The following is a 26,305-nucleotide window of genomic DNA, read 5'->3' on the forward strand; positions in this document are numbered from 1 at the left end:
TTAGTCTAATCAAGTAGCTGTGATCCACACTTCAATGCTAACTTGATTAGACTAAAAAATGATTACCTATTTTGGGTGTTCATCTGTTTACTCAGATTTTCTATCCATCCAATACCAACCTTTAATACATAGTAGCATCATTCCCAATAGGTAGATGAAATCTTCTGTAGGTATTGTTCCTATTCTCACCCCACTAAATGCTGCTGTATTATACCAAACAACAGGTTGGGGAGTTACACTCCCAGTGAGTATACCATTAAAAATTAAAAATGGACCAATAGTAATAAGGTAGCTATACCAAAATGCTTGATTAAGGTGTTTTCTAGAGATTAGAAAACCAAAAATAATTACCACAAGGTTCATGTATGAGTAGATACCTCCATGTAAAAATTGACCTAATGCAATTCCAAATAAAAAATAAAAAGGAAGTTCAGTTTTAGCTTCTGATTTTGGGAAATATGCTTTTATACATTCATAAATGAATAAAAAACAATAAGGGATGATGATGAAAAACATCCATTCCTCCAAAGGTAAGAAGGCAAGGTCTAACCCGATTAAATAATCTGGATTAAAGCCCCATTCTTCTGTAGCTGCAAAAAAAATATCCCAAGGCAAATAAATTGACCAAAGGAAAATCAGTGCATAAATAAGCTTACTCCATTTTTTATAAAAGGCCACTTTTTTATCAAAACTTAAAAAAAATGGCCCTGCAATGGCAATAAGGTTAATGACCAAGTATAAATTAAATTGCTCCGGCATTGTTATGCTTTATTTTCTTTGGTTTTGCTTTAGCTTGTTGCCAATATTTCATAGGAACTATCAACATCCCAAAACATTGACTATCGTACTTCCCTTGATTTTTATGGTGTACTTTATGTGCTTTTCTAATTGCCCTGAAATATCTATTATTAGTTTTATCAAACCATTTAAATCTACGATGAATAAGTACATCGTGTGTTAAGAAATAACACAAGCCATAAAGTGCTATACCTACTCCAATCCAAACAAAAACATATTGATTATACATCATTCCCAACATAATTCCCAACCATGAGGGAACTGCAAAAATAAGGAAGAAGGCATCGTTCTTCTCAAAGAAATTATCATGAGGTTCGTGATGATCTTCATGTAAATACCACAAGAAACCATGCATTACATATTTGTGAGTAGCCCAAGCTACAATTTCCATCACAAAGAAGGTTGTTAGTACTATTAGAGTATTTAAAAATATATCCATTTTGATTATAGATTATGAGCGAATACTTGTAATGTAAAGTATCCTAGAATTAGTAAAAAAATAAATATTGATAAGTTGTTTCTATTGCTAATGTATTTGACTTTTAGAAAAATAAAGATAGACATAAAAAACCACCATGTAAAATAATTTTTAAAGGGAGGCATTTGATCCGTCCAATACCAAAAACCGAGTGGTTCACATACAATTTCTATCAATACATCTAGCATCACAACAGTTATACTACTTATGATAACTGCCACCAATAATGGAAATTTATTCTTTTTTAAAAGTGCTCCTAGGTTACTACCCGCAATGGCTAGTATGATCCAATTGACAGGAATTACCAAAGGAACATCAAATACTTTAGGTCCGAGGTTATTTAAATAATAATACTCACCAAATAAAACACCATATGTCGTACCGTGCCATTCAACAAAAAAGCTGACCAAATAAGTAAATACAAACCAAGAATAGAATAAATAGTTTTTATTCTCCTCAAAGTACAGAATTACTAAAAGTGAACTTATTAAAAGAATAGGTGAAAGAGGTAATAACAATTGATTAAATGATGTAAAGGCTACAATCCCTCCTACAGCATAAAATATAGCTAAAATACCTTTTACCTTATTTTCTAAAGAATAAGATTTTAGTTTCAAAAACAGTTCTTGCTTACTCATTGATTAAAGTTTCAACAATTTTAGAACTATTTAAACAGAGAGGTATTCCTCCACCAGGATGCACACTGCCTCCAACAAAATATAGATTTTTATATTTATTGGATTGATTTCTTTGTCTATATAAAGCATGCGTGAGTTTATTACTATTCAAACCATAAAGTGCTCCTTTCCAACTTAATGTGTCGTTTTCAATAGTTTTTGGCGTCCAGTTTTTAGAACAAATCACTTTTTGATGTAAATCAACCTTTAAAAATTCTGATAATTTACTCTTTACAAAATTTTCTATTTCAGCAACTTTTTGATCTGTAAACAATTCAGGATTGGCTGGAACATTTATCATTACAAACCAATTTTCAGCACCTTTTGGAGCATCCTTTTTATTTAATTTACTACTAATATGAACGTATATGGTTGGATCTTCAGGTATTTTTAATTCCTCGAAAAGTTGAGTAAACTCCTTTTTATAATCATCAGAGAAAAAGATATTATGCAAATCCAACTCCTCAAATGAGTGATCTACACCCCAATAAAACACCATTGCTGAAGAAGATAATTCTTTAGGTTTGGGTGTTTTTATTTTCTCATTCAAGACCTCTGGAATAAAGAAGTTTACATCAGCATTACAAATAAATACATCTGCATGGTAAACATTATTTTGTGTGGCAACTTCTTTAATGTCTCCACCTTGATGTTTTACTGCTTTTACCTTTTCGTTAAACTTAAATTTAATGCCTTCTTCTTCTGCAAGAGTAGTCAAAGAGGTAATAATCGACCTCATACCCTCTTCAGGGAAAAATACACCATCAGAATGTTCTAAAGCACTGATGACTCTCATTATAGATGGCGTCTTATAAGGATTAGAGCCATTATACGTGGCATATCTATCGAAAAGTTGTACTAATTGATCGTTTTTAAAATATTTTTTATTGAATTGATGTAGTGTTTCAAACCAACCTAGTCTTGTTAAAACTGGTAAGGCTTCGAATACTTCTTTTGTGAAAAGATCTGTGATTTTTGTGAGACCACTTTCTAAGAAAATAGGTGATGTCTTTTTATAATCATCAATTATTTGATGCATAATTTCATTGACCTCTACCCCCCAAACTTTTCTTATTTCATCCGCAAATTTTTCAGCATCAGTGTAAGAAGTAAACTGAGTACCATCTTTGTAAAAGTAATTTGTGGCTATATCGTGTTTCTTGTATTTGAAGTAGTGTTTAACATCTTTATTGTAAAGTTCAAATAACTCTTCTACCAAATGGGGTAAAGTAAATAAGGATGGACCTCGATCAAAACGAAATCCATCCATAGAAAATTCTTTTAGTTTACCTCCAACTGTATCTGTCCCTTCTAAGACAGTCACATCATATCCTAGTTTGTTTATTCTTAGTGCCGCAGAAACACCACCTATTCCTGCCCCTATTACAATGGCTTTTTTCATAAAGTTATTTTTGATTGTATTTCTTGTTTGACTATATCCAAACATAGTGGGAACCAAGCGGTAAAGTCATTAGGTTTATTTTTTAACCATTGGTCCAATTCTTCTAAAGAAACATATTTTATAGCTTCTACTTCTTCTTTATTAATGTGCACATCTCCATCAAAATTCCCAATAAATACATGATCATATTCATGTTCAATTAGGCCATTTCCAAATTCAGCTTTGTACAAGACGTGTCCAACATGTATAGTTTCTGATTGAATACCTAACTCTTCGTTAAGTCTTCTTGGTACTGCACTTTCTAAACTTTCACCCGGTGATGGGTGACTGCAACAAGTATTAGTCCATAGTCCTCCAGAATGATACTTCGTTAATGCTCTTTGCTGCAATAATAATTCACCTTTAGCATTAAATAAGAACACTGAAAAAGCTCGATGCAACACACCTTCGATGTGCGCTAGTTGCTTTCCCATTGCCCCTATTTCATTATCTTTTTTATCAACTAAAATTACTTTTGGCTCCATACTATAAGATATTAACTTGATGTCTTACATAAGATTGAAAAAACAGTGCATATTTTTTAGGATCAGGAATACGTAAACGCTCTTCTAAAATAATATGCGCAGGTGTTTTCTTTACCTTTTTGAATAACCTAGTGTAATAAATATAAGCTAAATATACTCCGAAACGAGATTCTTTGGGTAGTTGCTTAATACCTTCAAACCCAAAATCAAAGTCTTTTTGGATATCATCTTCTACTTTTTTCTTTACCTCATCGTTCCAAGTAGAGATGTCTATATTTGGAAAATAAACCCTGCCAAGATCTCTTACATCAGCTTTTAAATCCCTTAAGAAATTTATTTTTTGAAAAGCTGAACCTAAAGCCATTGCAGAAGGTTTTAAACGCTGATATTCTTTATCATCACCATTTAAAAACACTCTTAAACACATAAGGCCAACTACTTCGGCAGATCCAAGTATATAATCTTTGTATTCTTGCTCCGTGTATACTTTTTTCCCTAAATCCATACGCATACTGCGCATAAATAAGGTGATTAATTCCTTTTCAATACCGTATTGACGAACCACCTCTTGAAATGCATGCAGTACAGGGTTAGTACTGATTCCATCATCGATAGACTTATAACAATCTTTTTCAAAATCGTCTAACAACTCTTCCTTATTATATCCATGGAATGAATCTACAATTTCATCTGCCACTCTTACAAAACCATAAATTGCATAAATAGGATCGCGTAATTGTTCGTTTAAGAATCTAATTCCTATAGCAAAAGATGTTGTGTATTTTACAGTTATTTCCTTTGATAACTTGTAACTAAGGTGATCATAAATTTTTTTCATAGTAATTTGGTAGTATTTAAGCGTTGACGTGTTTTGTTGAAGGTATTTTTTTTAGCACTTCTTTGGCTACTAGTTGTCCTGAAATGATTGAAGGAGGAACACCTGGACCGGGAACTGTTAATTGTCCAGTCATCATGACATTATCAATCTTCTTTAATTTAATAGATGGTTTTAAAAATGCTGTTTGAGTAAGAACATTAGAAAGACCATAAGCGTTTCCTTTAAATGCATTATAATCTTCTACGAAATCATTGTGTGCATAAGTTCTTTTACAAATAATGTGTTTAGAAATATCTAATCCAGTAGCTTTTTTTAATCTATCTACCATTATTTGAAAGTATTTTTCTTTAATTTCTTCTGTATCTTCTAAACCAGGCGCTACCGGAATCAATAATACAAGGTTCTCTCCATTTTCAGGAATTATTGTACTATCTGTTTTGGAAGGGATACTTGAGTAGAACAAAGGAGCTTTTGGCCAAGCCGGATCATCATAGATTTCCGAAGCATGTGCATCAAAATCTGTATCAAAAAACAAGTTATGATGTAATATCTCAGGTATCTCCATATCTAACCCAATATAATACATTAAACAAGAAGGCGCCATTTTTCTTTTTTCCCAATAGGATGCAGAATAATTTCTATGAGTTTCTGGAAGAAGTTGCTGATCAAAATGTTGGTAATCGCATGAAGCAATCCACTGTTCATGTTTCACTTCATCACCATTAATAACAAAATGTGATGCCTCTCTCCCTTCACAGGCCACTTTTTCAACAGTACTATTGTAATGAAAAACCACACCTTTCTGAATGGCTAGTTTTTCAAATGCTTTGGCTACAGATCCAAAACCTCCTGTAGGATACCAAGTCCCCAATTTTAAATCAGCATAATTCATTAAGCTGTATAAAGCGGGGGTTCTTTTTGCAATATCACCCAAAAACAAAACAGGGAATTCTAATATCTTTAAAATTCTTTCGTGTTTGAAGTATTTACGGATGTAACTAGCAAAATTATTGATAAGGTTTAATCTTGGGATATTTTTCACCACTTGCCATTCGGCAAATTCTAAAAATGAATAAGATGGTCTATGAACAAAATCATCCATTCCTATTCTATATTTTATTTCTGCCTCATCAATAAAATTAAGCAAGTGTTGTTTCGCTCCTTTTTCCCAAGACTCAAATAAATCTCCAAGTTCATCTAGGTCAGAGGGTATATCTGTATAATCTTTATCAGACCAATATATTCTATAAGATGGAGATAAGCGTTCAAGAGTATAATAATCTGAAACATCTGCTCCATTTTCTTTAAAAAAATTCTCAAATACTTCAGGCATCCAATACCATGATGGTCCAAGGTCAAAGGTAAAGCCATCTTGAGACCATGTTCTCGCTCTTCCACCAGTCATTTCATTCTTCTCATAAACATGTACCTCGTGACCCTCACTTGCTAAAGTGATAGCCGCAGATAAACCTGAAAAACCAGATCCTATGATTCCAATTGAACTCATTTTAATTTTGTTTAATAGTTTGTGACAGATTGTTCAACTAAATGTATAAACAATAGGGTTAAAAAATTGTTTTGTCTAATTTTCGGTAAAAAAATCATCAATAAGTGTAAAATACTAAAAAATAGCTATTTACTATACTTTTATATTATTTACTGATTAATAAAATTATCACTTTTATTATAGTTTATATACAAATATATTTTATTATTTAAAAAAAACGAGGGTTTAACTTGATATAAGTTAGACCCTCGTTCTTAATTTATTGTTGTTGATAACAATTTTATTTTTTCATCAAATAAACATTTTCAATCAATGCAGTATTCACATCAACATTCATGTTTTCATTATAGTCTTCAAATTTTAAATTGAAATTATTTACGCCTTTTTTCAATTTAACTGGAATATGATTCGTATTTCCTATACTTGACCATTCATTTGCTCCTCTTTGTGCCATTACTAAAGCGCCATAATTTGTATTGTTTACAAACAATGTTCTGATAGCACATTTATTATCTGTATTCCAAGGTCCACTACCATTTGTGTAAGACAACCAAAGCATATAATCTCCTGACTCAGGAACAGTCAGTTTAAATGAAACTTTTTTATTGGATGACTTCGATAATTCTAATACTCCAGAAGGAGCCTCTGTAATTTTCACTTTTTTACTCGCTCTTGCAATTCTAGAAATGTTTTTCACTACTAATTTCCCTAATTGAATTGGCTCTGATAAATAAGAAACATCACCCTCTGTATCAACTGCTCTTACTGCATATTCTGCTAAGCTTTTCTCACTAGTAACAGAGTATTTAGTATTACTTGTTGTTTCTATTCTCTTACCATTTTTAAATACCTCATAACTCTGAGCACCTTTCACTTGGTTCCATTCCAATACATCTCCATTTAATTGAGCTGTTGGTGTCGCTAAATGAAATTTATTATTGACTTTATTAGATGCTGTAGCTTCAGTGATATCATTATTTGCTAAGGTAATTTCAATTTTATGGTCACCACCTTTTGTTAAATCAAATACTGGTTTATTACTTTCTACCCCATCAATTTTGATACTTTTTACCTGATTACCGTATCCATTTAAAGCTATTTCTAATGTATTTTCCCATAACTTTACATTCTTAAGTACTTTAGACCCACCGTATCGTTTAGGAACAACAGGATTAAAATGTAGGATTCCTTTTTCATCAATAGAAATACCATAATATACTTTGTAAATCATAGCCATATTGCCTGATAAACTCCATAACATTTCGTCTGAATTTACTTCAGTATCCATATAATCGCCATCTTCAGCTACAAAATTTTCTTTGTTAGTTAAGAATAAAGCTGCTGGTCTATATATTGATGCCAAACCGTGTTCTAGAGCAGTACCATTTCCTGTTTTAGCAGATGCAATATTCCAATATGCTTGAACAAATGGCCAAATACCGTTGTTATGATAAGGTCTAATTCCTGGTATTTGAGGGTAAACACATGCTGCACCATAAGGTGTAATTGGTGATTTCTCAACTATCGTTTTTGCTTTTTCTTCAGAAGCTACATCAAAAATGATTGCTAAAGCTTCTCCTAGTGCCTCAAATTTGGGCGACTGAACCATGTAATCTCTACCATAAAGATATTGTGCATAATAACCTTTATCTTCCATCCATAAATGGTTATTGATTGCATTTTTAAGATTAACAGCAGATTCTTTGTAAGCCTTCGCTTCTTTTTCTTTACCAAGTAAGCTAGCCATTCTTGATGCAATTTGTGTTGCCTCATAATGATCTACATTGGTTCCTAAATTTAATGAACGATAAATATCTACATTATCCATCCATCTAGGATACGTTTGTTTTCTCCAATCTAAGAAAGAAGATTCTCCTCTCATTAAACCTGTTTCAGCATCATAAACAACCATCATATCATCATTAATGGTATTAGAAACGACTTCATACGCTTCTTTCAACCACTTTTTATCTCCGGTAGTTGTATAAACATTCCATGCTGCTAATGCCCAAGTCACCCTATCCGAAGATACAGGCCATGCTCCTCCAGAACCAGTATCCTGAATAATTCTATTTCTTTTAACTTTTCGTCTTAATGATGTTTTTGCTCTCTCAGGATCTAAAATAGATAAGCTTAATACAATCGAATAAGAAATATCTCTTGTCCAAACTCCTCCCCATTCTTTACCTGTTCTGAAAGTACCATCGGCTTCAGAATCTGCAACTAACTCGTTTAATGCTAAATTATATAATGCATTTACTAAAGGAATATCTGATTCAAAAGTTGGATATTTACTTAGATCCTTAGATGATTTCCACACTGGAGATGTGATTTTATCTGGATCAGGCTCATTCATATTAAAGGTAATTTGATAGATACCATCACCATCCTCATCTTTTAATTGTTCAAAATCGCCGAGATTATCAAAATCCCATTTCATTGGCGCACTACCACCTGCAACATACACTCCCTTAAAATCTTTTTTATAGATTTTCTCACCATGTACATCTTCATAGTAGCCTTTTGAATTTAAATCTTTGATCACTTTAGAAAAATCTAAACGGATGGTCACAGGAGTATTTTTCTCCAACCAATCCATTTTATCTAACTCTTCTGTATCTGCGTGTTGTTCACCAAACTTAATTATTGGAGAAGTATATTTTCCATTCTCCGGGCGAATGACTAATCGATGGTTTTTTCCATATGGTAATTCATCATCCTTTCCATTAATACTAAATTTAAATTCAATTGCACGACTGTAAGCATCTTGTAATGGACTCTTATAAGTTGAGCTCATTTCTTTATCGGAAACCACTTTAGCAGAATAATCTCCTTGATCTACATGATCCTTGTAAACTGAAAATTGGTCGGAATCATATAATGTATTTTTATCATCAGAATCACATCCAATCAGAAATAGACCTATAAATACAGAAAAAAGTAATCGTAAATTTATTTTCATTTTTTAAATTTTAAGTTTTTGTGTTTATACGACATCAATTTAAGAACAATTATCCTTTTTAGTTAATAACACTACATGAAAAAAATGTTATTTATTAAATCACTGATTTCATGCAATTAAAATACGTCCACCGTCATATCATCTTCTATCCTTATCACATTTTAAACAAAATTCATTTCTGAGTATTCTATTGATAATTGATATCACAATAAATTTCTTTATATACTTGTGATATCATTTCACTTTGATAAAACGTAATTCAATAAAATTGATTTTTCTGCTATGAAACTCCATATAAAAAATACTTTCACTTCTTATCTGCCTGCTGATAGTGATACCTCTAATTCAACTCGACAAGTAGAAAATGCTTGTTTTTCTTTTGTTGAACCAACACCTACTGCTCAACCACAATTAATTCATGTTTCTGATGAAATGGTGGATGAAATTGGCTTAAGTAAAGAGGATATTAATTCAAAAGAATTTCTAAATGTAGTGACAGGTAATGCTATCTATGACAATACAAAACCCTATGCGATGTGTTATGGAGGGCATCAATTTGGGCAATGGGCAGGACAATTAGGTGATGGACGAGCAATAAATCTTTTTGAGATTGAACATAATCATAAATTATGGGCAGTACAATTAAAAGGAGCGGGTTTAACTCCCTACTCTCGTCATGCAGATGGTTTAGCCGTATTACGTTCGTCGATAAGAGAATACCTTTGTTCTGAAGCTATGCACCATTTGGGCGTACCGACTACAAGAGCTTTATCTTTATCGCTCTCAGGTGATGAAGTCCTCAGAGATATGATGTATGATGGTAATTCTAAATATGAGGCAGGAGCAATCGTTTCTCGTGTTGCCCCTTCTTTCGTGCGATTTGGCAACTTTGAGATTCTAGCTGCACAACAAGATCATGCAACATTAAAGAAACTAGCAGACTATTGTATTGAACATTTTTATCCTCATTTAAATTTCGACTCTAAAGAGGTATATGTTGATTTTTTCAAAGAGGTCTGCAATGCTAGTTTAGAAATGGTAATCCATTGGCAAAGAGTAGGTTTTGTACATGGAGTGATGAATACTGATAATATGTCTATTCTAGGGTTAACCATTGATTATGGTCCTTATGGTTGGTTAGAAGGATATGATTTTGGGTGGACACCAAATACCACTGATAGGGTAAATAAAAGATATCGTTATGGCACTCAAGGTGAGATTGTAGGATGGAATTTATATAAATTAGCCAATGCTCTCTTCCCTATTATTGGAGAAGCTGATGGTTTACAAGATGCTCTTGAAGATTATAAAGACCAATTTACTCAAAAGTATTATCAAATGATGGCTGAGAAGTTAGGGCTTTTTGATCAAAAAGAACATCATGAATTGATAGATCAATTAAATAAGCTGTTGCATAAGACAGAGACTGATATGACCATTTTCTTCAGACAGTTGAGTGAATATTCTAGTATCAATACATCTGATTGGTTTCAAATCATTCAACCTTCCTTTTATTCTGTAAATGTTATAGTAGATCAATTAAAAGAAGAATGGAATAATTGGTTTAAAGCATATGCTACAAAACTGAATGATCAAAATTTAAATGATGAAATCAGGCAACAAAAGATGAATGCGATAAATCCGAGGTATGTATTAAGAAACTATATGGCTCAAATGTGTATTGATGAAGTAAAAAAAGGGAATTATCAACTTGTTGATGAATTATATCAAGGTTTAAAAAATCCTTATACCTATCAGAAAGACTTTGATAAATGGTATGCTAAAAGACCCGATTGGGCAAGAAATAAAGTAGGTTCTTCTATGCTTTCTTGTAGTTCTTAGCACATACATCTTTCTCAAATTCAATATTTTATTTTCAGTTTTTAAATTCTAACAGATTTTGAGTAATTCTAACTTCATTCTTGAATGATATTTATCTATTTTTACACGATTTTATAAAACACCAAGTAACATAGCATCATGACAAAAAAAGAATTATTTGAGGAGATCAAGAAAAAGGAAAGCTTTTTATGTGTGGGATTAGATACTGACCCTAACAAAATCCCTACTCATTTATTGAAAGAAGAAGACCCAATTTTTGAATTCAATAAGCAAATAATTGATGCTACTGCAGATTATTGCGTATCTTATAAACCAAATATCGCATTCTATGAGTCTTTAGGGCCAAAAGGTTGGGATTCACTTCAAAAAACATTGGAATACATGCCTAAGTCTCATTTTAGCATTGCTGATGCAAAAAGAGGTGATATTGGTAATACTTCTAACATGTACGCCAAGGCATTTTTTGAAAATATGGATTTTGATTCCATCACTGTTGCTCCATACATGGGTGAAGATTCTGTCACTCCCTTTTTAATGGATGGAAAATGGGTGATCGTTTTAGCTCATACATCAAACAAAGGTGGTTTGGACTTTCAACGTATAGTGAACCAAGAAACTGGAAATTATTTGTTTCAGGATGTAATGATCAAAAATCAGGAATGGGCCACAACAGATCAATTAATGTTTGTTGTTGGTGCTACTAGAGCTGAAAGTTTATTAGATGTTAGAAAAGTAGCTCCTGATAATTTCTTACTTGTACCAGGTGTAGGTGCACAAGGAGGAGATTTACAAGGTGTTGCCAAGTATGGAATGAACAAAGAATGTGGTTTATTAGTCAATTCTTCTAGAGGAATTATTTATGCTTCCAATGGTAATGACTTTGCTGATGTTGCTAAGAATGAAGCAAAAAAATTACAACAAGAAATGGCTACTTTATTAGAAAAGTATTTATAAACGTAAGCACTTAATGGATGAAACAGCTTATATAGCTTACGTACTAACCAACATATATTAACCAAGTACATATGAAAAATGCAATGATTTCTGGGTTAGGATTTTATGTCCCAGAAAATAGAGTAACCAACGATGATCTTGCTAAAAAAATCACTACATCCGATGAATGGATTCGTGAAAGATCAGGTATTGAAGAAAGACGTTACGCTGCTCCAGACGAGGCCAATTATCATTTAGCTGCAAAAGCAACTGAAGAGGCACTTGAAATGGCACAACTCACACCAAAAGATATTGATTTAATTATTTACTGTACTTTAAGTGCAGACTATATCTTCCCTGGTTCAGGTGTTCTTCTTCAAAGAGAATTGGGCTTTAGAACAATCCCTGCATTAGATATTAGACAACAATGTTCTGGGTTTGTATATGGTCTTTCTATTGCTGATCAATATATTAAGACGGGAATGTATGAGAATGTTCTTGTGGTAGGATCTGAGATTCATTCAAGAGGATTAGACTTTTCTGATGAAGGTCGTGCTGTTACTGTTTTGTTCGGCGATGGTGCTGGGGCTGCAATTGTTTCTGCTACGGAAGAAGATAGAGGTATTTTATCTACTCACATGCACTCTGAAGGAGAACATGCAGAAAAATTAGCTGTAATTGATCCTGGTTTCACTAAACCAGAGAGAAACAATCCTGACTTTTGGAAGCCAGGTGGATCCGCCTTCCCTTATATGGATGGACAATTTGTATTTAAAAATGCAGTAGTTCGTTTTCAAGAAGTAATTGCAGAGGCATTACAAGCTAATAATCTATCCGCAAATGATATTGATTTATTAGTCCCACATCAAGCTAATTTAAGAATCTCTAATTTCGTTCAGGCAAAAATGAAATTACCTGATGAGAAAGTAGTCAATACTATTCAAAAGTATGGTAATACTACTGCTGCTTCTATTCCAATCAGTTTAACTACTGCTTTTAAAGAAGGAAGAATTAAGAAAGGTGATATTATTTGTTTAGCTGCTTTTGGCTCTGGTTTTACTTGGGCAAGTGCAATTATCAAATGGTAATCCACCCATATAGATAGAAAAAGCCATTTCATTTTAAAATGAAATGGCTTTTTGCTTTTACTCCAAATCGTTTTCAGATTGCAAATACAACTGTTGTAAATTTTGGACGGTCTCTTGGCTTGGATTCTCCCACATGCCTCTTTGAATGGCCTCTAACATTCTTTCAGACATATCTTTTAAGGCCCAAGGATTATGTTGTTTTATAAAAGCATTATTTTCCTGATTAAATAAGTATTCCTCTGTGATACCTTCATACATAAAATCATCAATCAAATTTGTAGTGGCATCATAAGCAAATAAATAGTCCATAGTTGCTGCCATTTCGAAAGCTCCTTTATAGCCATGATCTTGCATTCCTTTTACCCATTTTGGATTGATCACTCTAGACCGGTAGACCTTTAATAATTCTTCTTTTAATGTTTTTATCCTAGGCTGATCAGGACGGGAATGATCTCCAAAATAAGTAACAGGCATCTCCCCTTTTTCTTTGTTGACAGCAGCTGTCATTCCTCCTTGAAATTGATAGTAGTCATCAGAATCTAACAAATCATGTTCTCTGTTATCTTGATTTTGAACAACTACATCTACATTCTTCAGTCTTTTCTTAAATACCTCATGAGCAGACTTCCCTTCTGTTTTGCTTCCTGTATATGCATACCCTCCCCAATTGATAAACACATTAGCTAAATCTTCCTGAGTAGTCCATTTTTTTTCATCAATTAAACCTTGTAACCCTGCTCCATAAGCCCCTGGTTTAGAACCAAAGACCCTGTATAAAGCTCTTTCATGTGCAGTTTTTGGAGTCAGACCACTTTCAGACCATTCTTTAAATTCTTTAGTATATCTTTCTTTAATAGGGTTTTCCTCTTCTGTTTCATCCAATACAGCCAATTTTTCTATGACTGCATTGTACAAAGAAATAACATCTGGAAAAGCATCCCTAAAAAAACCAGAGATTCTCAACATGACATCAATTCTCGGTCTTTTAAGGGTTATCATAGGAATGATTTCAAAATCTATCACACGTCGGTTAACACCCTGCCAAATAGGTCTAACACCGAGTAAAGCAAGTGCTTGAGCAATATCATCTCCACCTGTCCTCATGGTAGAAGTACCCCAAACAGAAATGGCAATAGATTTTGGATACATACCTTCCTCTTGTAAATATCTATCGATCATATTCTGAGCACTTTTACTCCCTAATTCATAAGCATTAGGTGAAGGTATTGTTCTCGTGTCTACTGAATAAAAGTTGCGTCCAGTCGGTAAAATATCCAAACGTCCTCTTGTAGGCGCTCCAGAGGCTCCAGCAGGTACGTGTTTTGCTTCCAACCCATTCAATAAATGAGTGATTTCATCAGATGTTTTCCGTAAAGTTGGTAAGGTATTATTCTTTATAAATTGAATGATTTCATTTGTTTCATGCCCAATACCTTCTATCTGATTAATATCAAGAATGATATCCGTCAAAATCGTTTTCGCACGGTTTTCAAGTACTTCCACAAGTTGTCCTACAGTTCTACATTTTACTCCAAAAACCGTAGATTCAATACTAGTATGATAGTCGGTTGATAAAGCATCGATATCTAAATGTAAATCAATCGCTAAGGCTTGTATAATACTTTTATTATCGCCTTGTGGTAAACGATGTAATGCTACAACAAGATCAATTAATTTTACATCCACTGGCAGAAGTCCATAAATATGTAATCCTCCTCTAATTTGAGCCTCTTTTAGTTCACATAAATAGCCATCAATTACTTCTAATAAAGTATCAATGTCTTTTCCATCATCATTTAAATCAGTTTGTAGATGGGTTGTATTTACTAACTCTTCAATTTTCTTTTTAATAAGATCAGCCCTTTTAGGATCTAATAAAGCTGACTCATAAAATTCATCAATCAATAATTCTAATTGTAATAACTCTCCATAATTTTCTGCTCTTGTCATTGGAGGTATTAAATGATCTAGAATTACCGCATGAGTACGTCTTTTTGCTTGGGTTCCTTCACCTGGATCATTTATAATAAAAGGATAAAAGTGAGGCACAGGTTTCATAATCATGGCAGGGAAACAAGTTTCTTTTGATAATGCGACCCCTTTTCCGGGCAACCATTCTAAATTCCCATGCTTTCCAACGTGAATTATGGCATCGACATCAAACTCATTTTGCAACCAAAAATAATAAGCTAAATAAGCATAGGTTGGAGGTAAATCGGGTGAATGATAAGTGGCTTGTAAATCGATATTGTATCCTCTATTGGGCTGAATACTTAAAAATATATTACCCAATAAAGTCCCCGGTATTAAAAACTCTCCCTCTTTATAATTCGGTGATGATCTTGGATGTCCCCATTGGTTTTCAATTTTCTGTCTTAACTCTATTGATATAGTATTATAATAACCATAAAAAGTTGCTTCATTAATCTTTACTTCTGCTGATTGAGATGATAAGGATTCAAGATCATTAGTAACATTACTCGTTATGAGATCCATTAATTCTACTGTATCATTGGGAACTGCTTTACCTAAATCATAACCTTCGTTTCTTAAACTATATAGAATTTGTAATGTACTAGCAGGAGTATCTAAACCTACACCATTGGCTAAACGACTATTTTTACTGGGATAATTCGGTAATATCACCCCTATTCTTTTATCAACATTTTGTTTCTCGCTTAATCTCACCCAAGCCATGGCATGTTCTGCCACAAACTCACAACCTTCTTGATTGGATTCATAATGAATTATTTCAGAATCCGTTAGTTCATCTTTTGCTTGTGCTTCTTTAAAAGCAATTACACTAGTAATTATTTTACCATCAACTTCAGGTAAAGCAATATTCATTGCGATATCTGTAGGCGGCAACCCAAAAGAACCTTCTTCCCATACTTGACGATTACAGCTAGCTAAAATTGCTTGTATGACTGGAACATCAAATTTTTCAAAAATTCCTTTTTTCTTTGGAGATTGAAAACCTTGTAAAGAGAAACCAGTGGTATTAATAATTACACTAGGCTTTTTAACTTGAAAATGATGTAATAATTCCTCAATTCTTTTTTCAATATCATCATCTCTATATGACAAAGCCATTAAGGTAATTGCATTACCTCCTATTTTTTCTATTTCGGATGATAATTGTAAAATTGGATCAAGATTATCTGCTAGATAATAGCTCCTGTAAGCAAAAATAAGTACCGATGGTTTCGCATTCTGAACAATTGGCTTTTTGATAATACCTGTTGAAGGACTGTACAGGAACAGATCATCAATATTTTGTATTTGATCCACCTCAAAAGAGATACCCAAGCAATAATTCATAATCAATTTGATCACTTGCCTTGTATTTTCTTTTCCGCCTTCGACAAAATATTGCCAAATTTCACTCACCTTTTGAAGAGGTAAAGAAGATAATTGCATTAACTCCAAATCAGGTTTATTATCACCTGGAAGAAAGATTAATTGAATATCATTCTCTTCAGCAAAAGTTGTTATTGCATCACATAAATAAGTAAAATAAGCACTTCCCCCTAATAATTTCAACACTACCACTTTAGCTTGTGAAACCACCTCTTCAAGGTAAGTATCTATTGTTAATTCTTGCTTAAAGTAAGTTAGGTTCGCTAATCTAAGGCTTGGAATTGATGAATTTTCTAAATACAATTCTGCATACGCTTTATTGACGGTGTATAATTCTGTATCAGCAGCTGATAAAAATATTATTTCACCTCCAGACTGTTGTATATGAAAGACACCTTCATCATTTGGATTCCACCCTCCTGGTAATGTTGAAATTAAATGCATAGTAAAAGTTAGTTTGTTTTTTGAGGAATCAAGTTGACATTTCTTCCTATTACTACTAAATGAGTTTTACGTTGTTCTCCGTCTTGCCAAGGGCGATCAAAATAATAATCAAAACGATCTCCAACACCTTGAAGAATCATTCTCATAGGTTTATTCGGAATATTGACAAACCCCTTGATTCTATAAATCTCTTGTTCTTGCACTAAAGTCTTTAACTCCTCAATTAATAACTTGATATCTGAAGTAGATGGAAACTCTAACAATTCCGTATTAATTTCATCATCATGTTCGTGATCATGTCCATGAGTATGGTGATGTTCATGTATAGAATGTCTGTCATCAAGATCGTCTTCTGCAGAAGCCTCAATACCCAATAACAATTCATTACTTACCGCTCCATTAATTACGGGAAGAATTTTAGTATTTGCTCTAATTTTTTCTTGAACAAAACTATTTATCTCTTGGTATTCCTCGTCTTTTACAAGGTCTCGTTTACTAACTAAAACTAAATCTGCACATGATAACTGATCAAGAAATAACTCTTCAATAGGAGTTTCATGATCTAATGAATCATCTGCCAATCTTTGTTTTTGTACTCTTTGTCGATCACAGAATTCGCCTGTTGCCACACCAACTGCATCTACTACAGTGATTACTGAATCAATCGTGATATGTGGTTTTAAGTCGGGCCAATTGACTGCTCTAACTAAAGGTTTAGGCATTGCTAATCCTGAAGTTTCAATCACAATATGATCGATTTCCTCTTTGTGTTCGATGAGTTGCAACATAGATGGAAGGAATTCTTCTTGAACTGTACAGCAAATACATCCATTAGAAAGTTCAATCAAGTTACACTCTTCATCTCCACAACCCGATTTAATGATATCTCCATCGACCCCAACTTCACCAAATTCATTGACTAATAAGGCAATTCTTTTCCCGTTTGCATTTTTAAGCATCTGATGAACTAAAGTAGTTTTCCCTACTCCTAAAAAGCCGGTGACAATTGTAATTGGTATTTTTCTCATGATAATTTTTTCTTTCTTTTATATAAAAATAGATTCCATTTTTCTTCTGCTACTCCATGCTTATCCATTTCAGATCTTGCCATTGTAAAAAACAAATCGGATAGTCTATTGATATAAGCTGCGATGTATTCATGAACACAATCAGGATCTTCATGAATCAGTGAAACCAAAGATCTTTCGCCTCTCCTTATTTGGGTTCTACAAACATGACATAGTGCAGAGATTTCATTTCCTCCTGGTAATAAAAAGTAATCTGAAGGGCTACTCATCTTTGATTCCAATTCATCAATCCACTGTTCACAAAACTCCGCACCATCTTCAGGTTTCGGATTCTGATTTTCTTTTTTAGAAGTTGATGGACGTGCCAAATGAGACATCATGTTCATCAAATCTTTTTGAATTCGATGTAAATTAGATTGCCATTCATGCTCGTTGCCTAGTTTAGCTCTTAGCAACCCTATGGTAGAATTAGCTTCATCTAAAGTTCCCAAACATTCTATTCGAGGTGAATCTTTAAATTCTCTCTTTCCTCCAAATACTCCTGTTTGTCCTTTATCTCCTTTACGAGTGTAAATTTTCATGTGTGAATGTATTTTCCTTTAAAAAATCAATGAGTTGTTTTATAATGTATGGCTCACCAAAGTAGAGGTGTATATAAGATGCCCATACATTTTTATATCTAAATATTTTTGTTTTTACTTCACCATTTCTAGCATTCCATACTTTCCCTGTTGTAGTAGTATTCTCTTCATTTATAAGTTGGGAATAGTGAAATTCATGTCCTTTTATTGGAAAGTCTGGTAGCTCAATAGTTCGGTACCCTAAATTCAATTTCATTTGCTGCATCGAACTACTAAAAGTGAAAACATTCGCCATCAAATGCTCTTTACCTTTAGCGTCAATTAAACTCTTTCCTAAATACATCATTCCGCCACATTCGGCTATTATTTTACCCTCATCTTCTGCATACCTTTTTATTTGATGGAGCATCTCGTGGTTGTCTGATAACTCTTTTGTAAAACATTCAGGATATCCGCCAGGGAAATAAATTAAATCTACTTTGGGTAATACTTTATCTTTTAATGGACTAAAAAAATGTACAGATCCTAGTTTTTGTAATGCATCAATATTTTGAGGATAGTAAAAATTAAAAGCTTCATCTTTAGCAATCCCTATTTTCAAACCATCATTCCCTTCCTTTTGGATAGGTTTGTCTTCAGCTATAATTGATTGTTGAGTAAGCTCTAATAACTTTTCTAGATCTATAGTTTTCTCAACAGATTCTGCAATTTTTTCAATTTTTTGATCGTATTGTTCGATACTATCAATTGATAACCCTAGATGCCTTGATTCAATTTTACAATCATCTAAGTAAGGAAGATAACCTAGTGAAGGTATTCCCACATCCTCGCAGGCTTCTTGTAAAAACTTGTAATGGCTTTTGGTATTTACCCTATTAAAAATCACTCCTTCAATCCTTATTTCAGGATCAAAGTTTTTAAATCCATACATCAATGGAGCCACTGAATAGGCTACTGATTTAGCATCTATCACGAAAATGACAGGTAATTTCAGTGTTTTTGATAACTCAGCGGTACTTCTTTCAGATTTTTTTGCTCCATCAAAAAGCCCCATCACCCCTTCAATACAGCTCACCTCTACATTATTTGCATAATGACTGTACGTTTCTTTTAGATGCGCTTCTTCCATCATATATAAATCCAAATTCACTCCTTGTCTTTGACAAGCTACTTCGTGGAACTTAGGATCTATGTAATCAGGACCACATTTAAATGGTTGAATGGACTTCCCTCTATTTTTAAGTGCTCTTAGAATTCCTAGGGTTAAAGTTGTTTTCCCAGAATTACTTGTAGGTGCAGCAATAATAAAACTAGATTTATGCATAACGATTTATGATTTAACGATCATTGGATAACCTGATACTATAAAAGTGACTTCTTGAGCTTTGTTCGCTATTTTTTGATTGATCAAACCGTGTATATCCGTAAAATTTCTTGTCATTTTATGCATAGAAATTCCTCCTAATCCGATTTCATTTGACACTACGATCAAATGGCAGTTTTGGCTGATCAATTTCTCCCAAATTTCTTCTGCTTTGACCAGTGTTTTCTCCTTATCAAATTCGAATTCATCATAAATATTTGTCAACCATAAAGTAATACAATCCACTAGTACAACCTTACCTGTCAAATCTTGTAGATGAAGGTTTATTTCTTCCTCTATTGTCTTCCATTTCACACTCCTTCTTTGTTGATGCACTTTAATTCTTTCATCAAATTCTCCATCTCCTTTTTTGGAAGTAGCTAAATAAATGGGTTGGTCACTTAATGAAGAGGCAAGTTTCTCAGCAAAAACACTTTTGCCTGATCTTTGACCGCCCGTTATTAAATGCACCTTTGCTTGTTGTTTCATTATTTAAGGGATTAGTTTTTCGTATTTAGCATTTAAAGTTTTTGATAGTTGTTGCATTATTCCTAATTGAACAACACCAAATTCAGTATCAAACAAAATCAATTGATTGACTTTTTTACAGTAATATTGATAAGTAGAAACTATATCAGAAAAAGTATGTTCAGCACAGAAATGTCCATCAGAAATCAAGACTAAATTTGCTTCATCACTATGGTTTGATAAAAGAATATTATTGACTTTTTTAAATGATTCTATCACATTGGTCTTACCTCCGCTTTCTAATTCTTGAAGATGATTAACCACCAAAGAAAAATTATCATTTGATGTGAGTATCACCTTTGCCTCATTATTTACAAGTGATATCAATGAATATGAAGTATGTATATTGGATTCCTTTTCACCCATTTTTTGTACCACTCCTTTGGCATACGCAACCATCTTTTCTTTATACATTGAGCCACTTGCATCAATAATAAATATGATATGCTTTTTTGATGATTCTACTTGATTTTTATAGTGCAATTCAAATTGATCTTTAGCTATATACTGTCCTACAGTTTTCCTTTGATCAATCGTATTTTTCTCTTTTCCCACAACCACATTTTGTTGAGATCCTGATGAAAAAATTGAATTGAATTTCACTTCATTCTGAGGAATTATTGGTTGAAAAAAAGGCTGCTCTTCACTCTTTTCTTGCTGTTTTTTTTCTTTCTCTTTTTGTTGCTGATCAGGTGGTGGTGGTGTTTGATTAGACTTATTACTTCTATGGGATAACACCAAATGCTGAATGGCTTTTACTTCCTTTACGGTAACTATTTTTAAATCGTGATAAGCCGCATAAGCTCTTGCCGTTTTAAATAATAAAATATCCGCTCGTAATCCTTCTACTCCTTCATCAATTGCTAGTTGAGAACAATAAGTAAATACCTCATCAGAAAGTTGTATTTGATTTAACTCCCCAATAGCGTACTGTACTTTGTTATACAATTGAATTTCTTCCTCTTGATATTGTGCATAAAATTCTTTTGGAGATTCATCAAAGCGTAATCTTCTTTTAATGACTTGCACCCTATCCTCAACATCATTTATAGTTTTTATATGAACGCTCAATCCAAATCTATCTTTTAGCTGAGGCCTTAATTCTCCCTCTTCAGGATTCATAGAGCCTATAAAACTAAACTGACTTGTTACTTTTTGAGATAAACCTTCGCGTTCTAAAAAGTAAAACCCCGAAGCAGATGCATCCAATAAAATATCCATTAAATAATCATTCAATAGATTAATTTCATCAACATATAAGAATCCTTGATTGGCTTTTCCTAATAAACCTTCTTTTAGGTGTTCCTGCTTATCATTAATTAGCTTTTCTAAATTTAAATGACCCATTACACGGTCTTCAGAAGCACCTATTGGTAGGTTAACAAAGGGGCGTTCCAATAATTGAGATAATGATCTGATAAGAGTAGTTTTACCTGTACCTTTATCGCCAATTGCTAAGACCCCGCCTAAAGAAGGATCTATACAATTTAAAAGAAGGGCCAATTTAAATTCCTCTTGACCGACAATTGCTGTGAAGGGAAATAACATAACTAAGCAATTATTGAATTATACATCCAATACAAACCAATAAGAATTGATGCCAACCCAGCACAACCATTCATCCATTTAAAAATAGAAATATTTCTCTCGATAAAACGACTTAAAACTGATAGCAAAGCGTAACTATAAATACCCATGGCAATAATAATCCCCACAGATTCTATCATTAAGATCATAATGGCATCAAAAGTAGTTTTAGAACTCAATATTAAGGCGGATGTCAATGCTCCACCTGTTCCAGCTAATCCGTGTAACATTCCTACCCAAAAAGAACGTGACATTGGATTCATTGCAATCTCTTCTCCTTGTTTTCCGTGGAGGTGAATGAGGTTACTATCTAAATGATCATGCTCCTCAATCTTCTTATGATCTTGCATCATTTCATTGATTTTATGATTCCTTTTGATAGAAACTATTCCTAACCAAATCATGATGGGTCCCACTGAAAATTCTGCCCATTGTGATAGATTTGAAACAAAGACTTCCAGCGTATTTTTAAACAGTAATGCCACTCCTCCTAAAAGAATTAAAGTAACAGAATGACCGAGTGCCCATTGAGAAGCTCTCAAGACATTTTTCATCGAGGTCTTTTGTTGTTTAATGGCATTTTCTGATGCTAAAACAGAAACCGCTGTGACATGGTCTGGCTCAAACGAGTGTAATACCCCTGCCATTAAAGGGCGAATAATATTTGCAAAAGTCATAGTTATTTTAGTTGAATAAACTCTCCATCTTTACTGATTAGATAAAGATGTATTTGTTTTGATTTTAATAATGAAGTAATATGATAGAAACACTTTTGAAGTAATGCCTGATAGAAATGCTCTTCCTCTTCAAAAGGAAAAACTTCTGGTAATCTACTTGCCATGTTTAATTGTTTCACTCGCTCAACAAGCTCTTGAGAGTACCCGCAAGAAGATGCAATGTCAGCGATAAAGTCTTTATCCCAACTCGAAACACAGCTATGTGTATCCAATTGTCCTTGTGCTAACTTCACAGCTTTACCAAGCATGATTCCCATCATTACTTCTTTTATTTTTTCTTTTTCTATTTTTCTTAGTGTGTCACCAATCCAGTTTCCATAATGGATGAAAGCTTGTTCTGAAAAGTTGGGATAGAGTTGTTTAAGATACTTTTCGCTTCTACTTCCAGAATTGATAATCAGTCGGTCAATACCATTCGCAATAGCTACATCTACGCCTTGTTCAATACTTGCGATATAAGAAGAAGAAGAATACGGTTTGACAATTCCTGAGGTACCCAAAATGGATAAACCATTCATAATACCTACCCTCTCATTTAATGTCTTTTTGGCTAACTTCTTCCCATCAACAACAAAGACCGTTACTGCTATGCCTACCTCTAAATCAAAATCATGAAGTAGTTTTTGTAGCGCATTTCTGATCATAGATCTTGGTACTGGATTAATGGCTGGCTCTCCTACCTCAAGCTGTAAACCTGGAAGTGTGACTGTACCGACTCCATCACCTGCAATAAATTGAATTTCCTGTTCTGAAATGAATTGCAATTGACATCCAATCTCAGCTCCATTGGTTACATCAGGATCATCTCCCGCATCTTTTATAACACTACATTCAGCACTAGATGAAGAAAATGAGCACTGTTTTATGGGTATCTTTAATACCTTATCAATGGGCAAATGAACATCTACCTCCTTTTGTACTTCTTGATGTATGATCGCTATTAAAGCCGCCTTTGCTGCAGCTGTAGCAGAAGTTCCAGTGGTAAATCCATCCCTCAATTCTCCTTTTGGTATTTTCTTTAATCCCATATCAAAAAGATAAATGTGACAATTCCTCTTCAGAGTACACCGTCACTTTTGGCGTTGGAAATTTAGGCTGTTGAATGATAATGATTGGGATTTCACAACTCAATGCAGCATCAATTTTTGTTTGTAAAAAACCACTTTGACCACTTTCTTTTGTCAAAACAAGATCGATATCATGTTTTTTTATCAAGTTGATTTCACTCATTATATTTTCTGATGGCCAACCATAAAGAAGGTGTTCTTGAGGAAATTTAGACTTGTAAGCAATCTCTCTAGAAGAATCTCTAGGGAGTATTCGAAACAATGCAAATTGATTTTCCCACCAAGGCTTCAATTTTTCAATTGTTTGAACTCCAGATAAGCTTAATAATCTTTTTCCTTGATATTTACGAAGCATTAAAGTGAGTGCTTCATTAAAATTAGACACCCAATGGATATTTTTATTGGAAGGTATTGATAACGGTTTGCGGGCAAAACGAATTACAGGAACGCTAACATCATCGGCTACCTGATGCACCATCGAGTGTAACTCCTGTGCAAAGGGATGAGATGCATTCACAATAGAAGTGATCTCCTCCTTTTTAATTAATTCTTTTAAGTTTGATGCATCTAGTGCTCCATGTCTATAACGAGACAAAGAATTATTCTTAAAATCAATCTTTGTTTTTGTTGAATAAATATATGGCACCTGATGAGTATCAAAATAATTCATCACCTTTTTACCCTCCGTAGTTCCTCCAAATAATAATACCATCCCTATGCTTCTTTGATTACAAACTTTTTATTTGTCCTGAAGATATGTTGCCAATCTGGACTGTATAATTGCGACCTATTTTTTCTAGCTCCAATTGCTTTTCCAACCACAATCAATACAGTTCTAGTCCGCTTACTATCCTTGACAATTTTAGCTAAGTCTTTTAATTTCCCTTGATAGATTTCTTCATCTTTCCATGTCAATCTATATAGAACCGCTACAGGGGTATTTTCATCAAAATGACCTAATAACTGCGCCTCTACTTTCTTTGCTATTCCTGCACTTAAAAAAATACACATGGTGGCATTGGTCTTAGCAAAATTTGAAATACTCTCTTCCGATGGCATTGGTGTTTTCCCTTCTCCTCTTGTCAAAACAATAGATTGTACCACTTCAGGGATTGTAAATTCTGATTTCAATACTGATGCCGCAGCACTAAAAGCTGAAATTCCTGGTACTATAAAATAATCCATTTCTAGTTCATCAAAAATGGTCATTTGTTCTTGAATCGCCCCATATAAAGAAGGATCACCACTATGCAAACGAACTACTGCATTCCCTTTTTTATATTGATCATACATCAGGGTTACTTGCTCTTCCAAGGTCATCATTGCTGAATTCCTTACAATCGCATTTTCTTTGCACCACCCGATCATTTCTTCCGGTATTAAACTACCCGCATATAAAACACAGTCTGCTGTTTCTAAATATCGTTTACCTTTCACCGTAATCAACTCTTCATCACCCGGACCTGCACCTATAATTGCCACCGCATTTCGCCTTTCATTTGATTTGTTCAATGCCAAAGCAAACGTGAACTTATCATTGTTATCCAAATGAATTTTTTGCTTTTCAACAATGACTTTCCTTTGATTGGCCATAATCATAGAAGTAGACTCTGATACGCCATCCACTCCAATTTTAGATTGTACCATCTCACTAGGATTGGGTACTACCACATTATCAATTTGTTCTTTTGTAAAAGTGAAAAACGGAAGATTGTATTTTTTGACAAAACTCAAGTAAGCACCTTGTTGTGCTTTAATATCAATGGAACCAAAAGAGGCAATCGAAGCAAAAGAGATACCTTTTGATTTTAACTCTGATTTTAATCGACTTTCAAATAATTCAAAATCTAATGTTTTAGAACAACCTGATCCTAAACTCAATACCTTAGGTCTATAAAATAGAGCTGGAATTGGGGTTGTGTAAACCTTGTAGGTAACTCCAATCAATAGATCAAATAATTTGTAGTCAATCTCTTTATCATCGTAAAACACTTTTACAAAATCAGGAAGAGTTCGTTCTAATGCTTCTGTACCTTTATCTTTAATATCAAGAAGTAATGCAGTGGGGCGATTATTTACGAATAGACTAATTAATTCATTCAGGGAACCTTCATGTTCTAATTGCCAATCGTATTCCTTTCCTAAAGTATCTAAAGACCATATCTCCTGTAAATCACTTGAGGTACTAATAATTGGTTGCCCCCCTGTAATTTGAGCTACTTTTTTTGCCAATTGATTTGCTCCACCTAAATGCCCAGCTAATACTGATTGAACATATTTCCCATGATCATCAACACAAATTATGGCAGGATCTGAGACTTTATTTTCTATAAAGGGTGAAATCAATCTAACACAAATACCCATAGCACTCACAAAACAAAATCCATCATATTTATGAAAATTATTTTCTAAAAATGCATTTAATGAGCCCACTTTCGATACAGAAGCATGTGCTGTAGAACGTGTTGTCACAACAATAGATTTAGGAAATTCCTTCTGAAGTATTAGTGCTTGATCTATACCTCTATCCGTAGTTGAAATGAAAGCAATTTTCTTCATAA

Annotated in this window: 21 protein-coding genes; 3 read left to right on the forward strand and 18 right to left on the reverse strand. The window is 33.5% G+C overall.

Annotation, left to right across the window (positions count from 1 at the left end):
* Nucleotides 1-87 precede the first annotated feature (87 nt).
* From NH26_RS05510 to NH26_RS05545, 8 genes are all read right to left on the reverse strand, one after another.
* Nucleotides 88-759, reverse strand: coding sequence for a lycopene cyclase domain-containing protein (locus NH26_RS05510; protein ID WP_044219209.1), 672 nt, complete (start codon nt 757-759; stop codon nt 88-90).
* Nucleotides 743-1,237, reverse strand: coding sequence for a sterol desaturase family protein (locus NH26_RS05515; RefSeq protein ID WP_044219208.1), 495 nt, complete (start codon nt 1,235-1,237; stop codon nt 743-745). Before NH26_RS05515 ends, NH26_RS05510 begins: the two co-directional genes overlap by 17 nt.
* A gap of 5 nt (nt 1,238-1,242) precedes the next feature.
* Complete coding sequence (locus NH26_RS05520; protein ID WP_044219205.1) at nt 1,243-1,914, reverse strand: carotenoid biosynthesis protein; 672 nt, start codon at nt 1,912-1,914, stop codon at nt 1,243-1,245.
* Nucleotides 1,907-3,355, reverse strand: a complete 1,449-nt coding sequence (gene crtD / locus NH26_RS05525) for a 1-hydroxycarotenoid 3,4-desaturase CrtD (RefSeq protein WP_044219505.1) — start codon at nt 3,353-3,355, stop codon at nt 1,907-1,909. The genes NH26_RS05520 and crtD overlap by 8 nt, the downstream gene beginning before the upstream one ends.
* Nucleotides 3,352-3,879, reverse strand: a complete 528-nt coding sequence (gene idi, locus NH26_RS05530) for an isopentenyl-diphosphate Delta-isomerase (RefSeq protein WP_044219202.1) — start codon at nt 3,877-3,879, stop codon at nt 3,352-3,354. Before idi ends, crtD begins: the two co-directional genes overlap by 4 nt.
* Nucleotide 3,880: 1 nt before the next feature.
* A complete protein-coding gene (locus NH26_RS05535) occupies nt 3,881-4,717 on the reverse strand; it encodes a phytoene/squalene synthase family protein (RefSeq protein WP_044219199.1) in 837 nt (278 codons plus the stop codon).
* Nucleotides 4,718-4,733: 16 nt separating this feature from the next.
* Nucleotides 4,734-6,224, reverse strand: a complete 1,491-nt coding sequence (locus NH26_RS05540) for a phytoene desaturase family protein (protein WP_044219198.1) — start codon at nt 6,222-6,224, stop codon at nt 4,734-4,736.
* A gap of 280 nt (nt 6,225-6,504) precedes the next feature.
* Complete coding sequence (locus tag NH26_RS05545; protein ID WP_052431819.1) at nt 6,505-9,186, reverse strand: alpha-L-rhamnosidase-related protein; 2,682 nt, start codon at nt 9,184-9,186, stop codon at nt 6,505-6,507.
* Nucleotides 9,187-9,468: 282 nt separating this feature from the next.
* Here NH26_RS05545 and NH26_RS05550 point away from each other — a divergent pair, with 282 nt between their 5' ends.
* From NH26_RS05550 to NH26_RS05560, 3 genes are all read left to right on the forward strand, one after another.
* On the forward strand, nt 9,469-11,028 hold the full coding sequence (locus NH26_RS05550; protein WP_044219196.1) for a protein adenylyltransferase SelO: 1,560 nt from the start codon (nt 9,469-9,471) through the stop codon (nt 11,026-11,028).
* A gap of 138 nt (nt 11,029-11,166) precedes the next feature.
* Nucleotides 11,167-11,982 carry an orotidine-5'-phosphate decarboxylase gene (pyrF, locus tag NH26_RS05555; protein WP_044219195.1) on the forward strand — a complete coding sequence of 272 codons (816 nt, stop codon included), beginning with the start codon at nt 11,167-11,169 and terminating at the stop codon, nt 11,980-11,982.
* 71 nt (nt 11,983-12,053) lie between these two features.
* Nucleotides 12,054-13,049 (forward strand): 3-oxoacyl-ACP synthase III family protein, encoded by a 996-nt coding sequence (locus NH26_RS05560; RefSeq protein WP_044219193.1) that lies wholly within the window; start codon nt 12,054-12,056, stop codon nt 13,047-13,049.
* Nucleotides 13,050-13,106: 57 nt separating this feature from the next.
* On the opposite strand, the gene cobN is transcribed toward NH26_RS05560, so the two are convergent.
* The 10 genes from cobN to cobM are packed head-to-tail and all read right to left on the reverse strand — an operon-like array spanning nt 13,107 to nt 26,303.
* The gene (gene cobN / locus NH26_RS05565; RefSeq protein WP_044219192.1) at nt 13,107-16,853 is read right to left on the reverse strand and encodes a cobaltochelatase subunit CobN; all 3,747 of its coding nucleotides are present in this window, start codon (nt 16,851-16,853) and stop codon (nt 13,107-13,109) included.
* Between the two features lie 8 nt (nt 16,854-16,861).
* Nucleotides 16,862-17,881, reverse strand: a complete 1,020-nt coding sequence (cobW, locus tag NH26_RS05570) for a cobalamin biosynthesis protein CobW (RefSeq protein ID WP_044219190.1) — start codon at nt 17,879-17,881, stop codon at nt 16,862-16,864.
* Nucleotides 17,878-18,462, reverse strand: a complete 585-nt coding sequence (locus tag NH26_RS05575; RefSeq protein ID WP_044219187.1) for a cob(I)yrinic acid a,c-diamide adenosyltransferase — start codon at nt 18,460-18,462, stop codon at nt 17,878-17,880. The genes cobW and NH26_RS05575 overlap by 4 nt, the downstream gene beginning before the upstream one ends.
* Nucleotides 18,443-19,786 carry a cobyrinate a,c-diamide synthase gene (locus tag NH26_RS05580; RefSeq protein WP_044219185.1) on the reverse strand — a complete coding sequence of 448 codons (1,344 nt, stop codon included), beginning with the start codon at nt 19,784-19,786 and terminating at the stop codon, nt 18,443-18,445. Before NH26_RS05580 ends, NH26_RS05575 begins: the two co-directional genes overlap by 20 nt.
* Before the next feature lie 6 nt (nt 19,787-19,792).
* Nucleotides 19,793-20,314, reverse strand: a complete 522-nt coding sequence (gene cobU, locus NH26_RS05585; protein WP_044219182.1) for a bifunctional adenosylcobinamide kinase/adenosylcobinamide-phosphate guanylyltransferase — start codon at nt 20,312-20,314, stop codon at nt 19,793-19,795.
* A gap of 3 nt (nt 20,315-20,317) precedes the next feature.
* Complete coding sequence (locus tag NH26_RS05590; RefSeq protein WP_052431818.1) at nt 20,318-21,901, reverse strand: AAA family ATPase; 1,584 nt, start codon at nt 21,899-21,901, stop codon at nt 20,318-20,320.
* 2 nt (nt 21,902-21,903) lie between these two features.
* On the reverse strand, nt 21,904-22,617 hold the full coding sequence (locus NH26_RS05595) for a cytochrome c biogenesis protein CcdA (protein WP_044219179.1): 714 nt from the start codon (nt 22,615-22,617) through the stop codon (nt 21,904-21,906).
* A 2-nt stretch (nt 22,618-22,619) separates the two neighbouring features.
* A complete protein-coding gene (gene cbiD / locus NH26_RS05600) occupies nt 22,620-23,705 on the reverse strand; it encodes a cobalt-precorrin-5B (C(1))-methyltransferase CbiD (RefSeq protein ID WP_044219177.1) in 1,086 nt (361 codons plus the stop codon).
* Between the two features lies 1 nt (nt 23,706).
* Complete coding sequence (gene cobK, locus NH26_RS05605) at nt 23,707-24,456, reverse strand: precorrin-6A reductase (protein ID WP_044219174.1); 750 nt, start codon at nt 24,454-24,456, stop codon at nt 23,707-23,709.
* A gap of 2 nt (nt 24,457-24,458) precedes the next feature.
* Nucleotides 24,459-26,303 (reverse strand): precorrin-4 C(11)-methyltransferase, encoded by a 1,845-nt coding sequence (cobM, locus tag NH26_RS05610; RefSeq protein ID WP_052431817.1) that lies wholly within the window; start codon nt 26,301-26,303, stop codon nt 24,459-24,461.
* Between the last annotated feature and the right edge of the window lie 2 nt (nt 26,304-26,305).

The sequence above is a fragment of the Flammeovirga pacifica genome (assembly GCF_000807855.2).
GTDB lineage: Bacteria > Bacteroidota > Bacteroidia > Cytophagales > Flammeovirgaceae > Flammeovirga > Flammeovirga pacifica.

Excerpts from the sequence above, each read along its gene's own strand:
- NH26_RS05560 (WP_044219193.1), top strand. The coding sequence starts at position 12,054 with ATGAAAAATGCAATGATTTCTGGGTTAGGATTTTATGTCCCAGAAAAT.
- cobM (WP_052431817.1), bottom strand. The coding sequence starts at position 26,303 with ATGAAGAAAATTGCTTTCATTTCAACTACGGATAGAGGTATAGATCAA.
- crtD (WP_044219505.1), bottom strand. The coding sequence starts at position 3,355 with ATGAAAAAAGCCATTGTAATAGGGGCAGGAATAGGTGGTGTTTCTGCG.
- NH26_RS05595 (WP_044219179.1), bottom strand. The coding sequence starts at position 22,617 with ATGACTTTTGCAAATATTATTCGCCCTTTAATGGCAGGGGTATTACAC.
- cobN (WP_044219192.1), bottom strand. The coding sequence starts at position 16,853 with ATGCATTTAATTTCAACATTACCAGGAGGGTGGAATCCAAATGATGAA.
- NH26_RS05575 (WP_044219187.1), bottom strand. The coding sequence starts at position 18,462 with ATGAAAATTTACACTCGTAAAGGAGATAAAGGACAAACAGGAGTATTT.
- cobK (WP_044219174.1), bottom strand. The coding sequence starts at position 24,456 with ATGGTATTATTATTTGGAGGAACTACGGAGGGTAAAAAGGTGATGAAT.
- NH26_RS05590 (WP_052431818.1), bottom strand. The coding sequence starts at position 21,901 with ATGTTATTTCCCTTCACAGCAATTGTCGGTCAAGAGGAATTTAAATTG.
- idi (WP_044219202.1), bottom strand. The coding sequence starts at position 3,879 with ATGGAGCCAAAAGTAATTTTAGTTGATAAAAAAGATAATGAAATAGGG.
- NH26_RS05545 (WP_052431819.1), bottom strand. The coding sequence starts at position 9,186 with ATGAAAATAAATTTACGATTACTTTTTTCTGTATTTATAGGTCTATTT.
- NH26_RS05550 (WP_044219196.1), top strand. The coding sequence starts at position 9,469 with ATGAAACTCCATATAAAAAATACTTTCACTTCTTATCTGCCTGCTGAT.
- NH26_RS05510 (WP_044219209.1), bottom strand. The coding sequence starts at position 759 with ATGCCGGAGCAATTTAATTTATACTTGGTCATTAACCTTATTGCCATT.
- NH26_RS05520 (WP_044219205.1), bottom strand. The coding sequence starts at position 1,914 with ATGAGTAAGCAAGAACTGTTTTTGAAACTAAAATCTTATTCTTTAGAA.
- NH26_RS05535 (WP_044219199.1), bottom strand. The coding sequence starts at position 4,717 with ATGAAAAAAATTTATGATCACCTTAGTTACAAGTTATCAAAGGAAATA.
- NH26_RS05515 (WP_044219208.1), bottom strand. The coding sequence starts at position 1,237 with ATGGATATATTTTTAAATACTCTAATAGTACTAACAACCTTCTTTGTG.
- pyrF (WP_044219195.1), top strand. The coding sequence starts at position 11,167 with ATGACAAAAAAAGAATTATTTGAGGAGATCAAGAAAAAGGAAAGCTTT.
- NH26_RS05580 (WP_044219185.1), bottom strand. The coding sequence starts at position 19,786 with ATGCATAAATCTAGTTTTATTATTGCTGCACCTACAAGTAATTCTGGG.
- cobW (WP_044219190.1), bottom strand. The coding sequence starts at position 17,881 with ATGAGAAAAATACCAATTACAATTGTCACCGGCTTTTTAGGAGTAGGG.
- cobU (WP_044219182.1), bottom strand. The coding sequence starts at position 20,314 with ATGAAACAACAAGCAAAGGTGCATTTAATAACGGGCGGTCAAAGATCA.
- NH26_RS05540 (WP_044219198.1), bottom strand. The coding sequence starts at position 6,224 with ATGAGTTCAATTGGAATCATAGGATCTGGTTTTTCAGGTTTATCTGCG.
- cbiD (WP_044219177.1), bottom strand. The coding sequence starts at position 23,705 with ATGGGATTAAAGAAAATACCAAAAGGAGAATTGAGGGATGGATTTACC.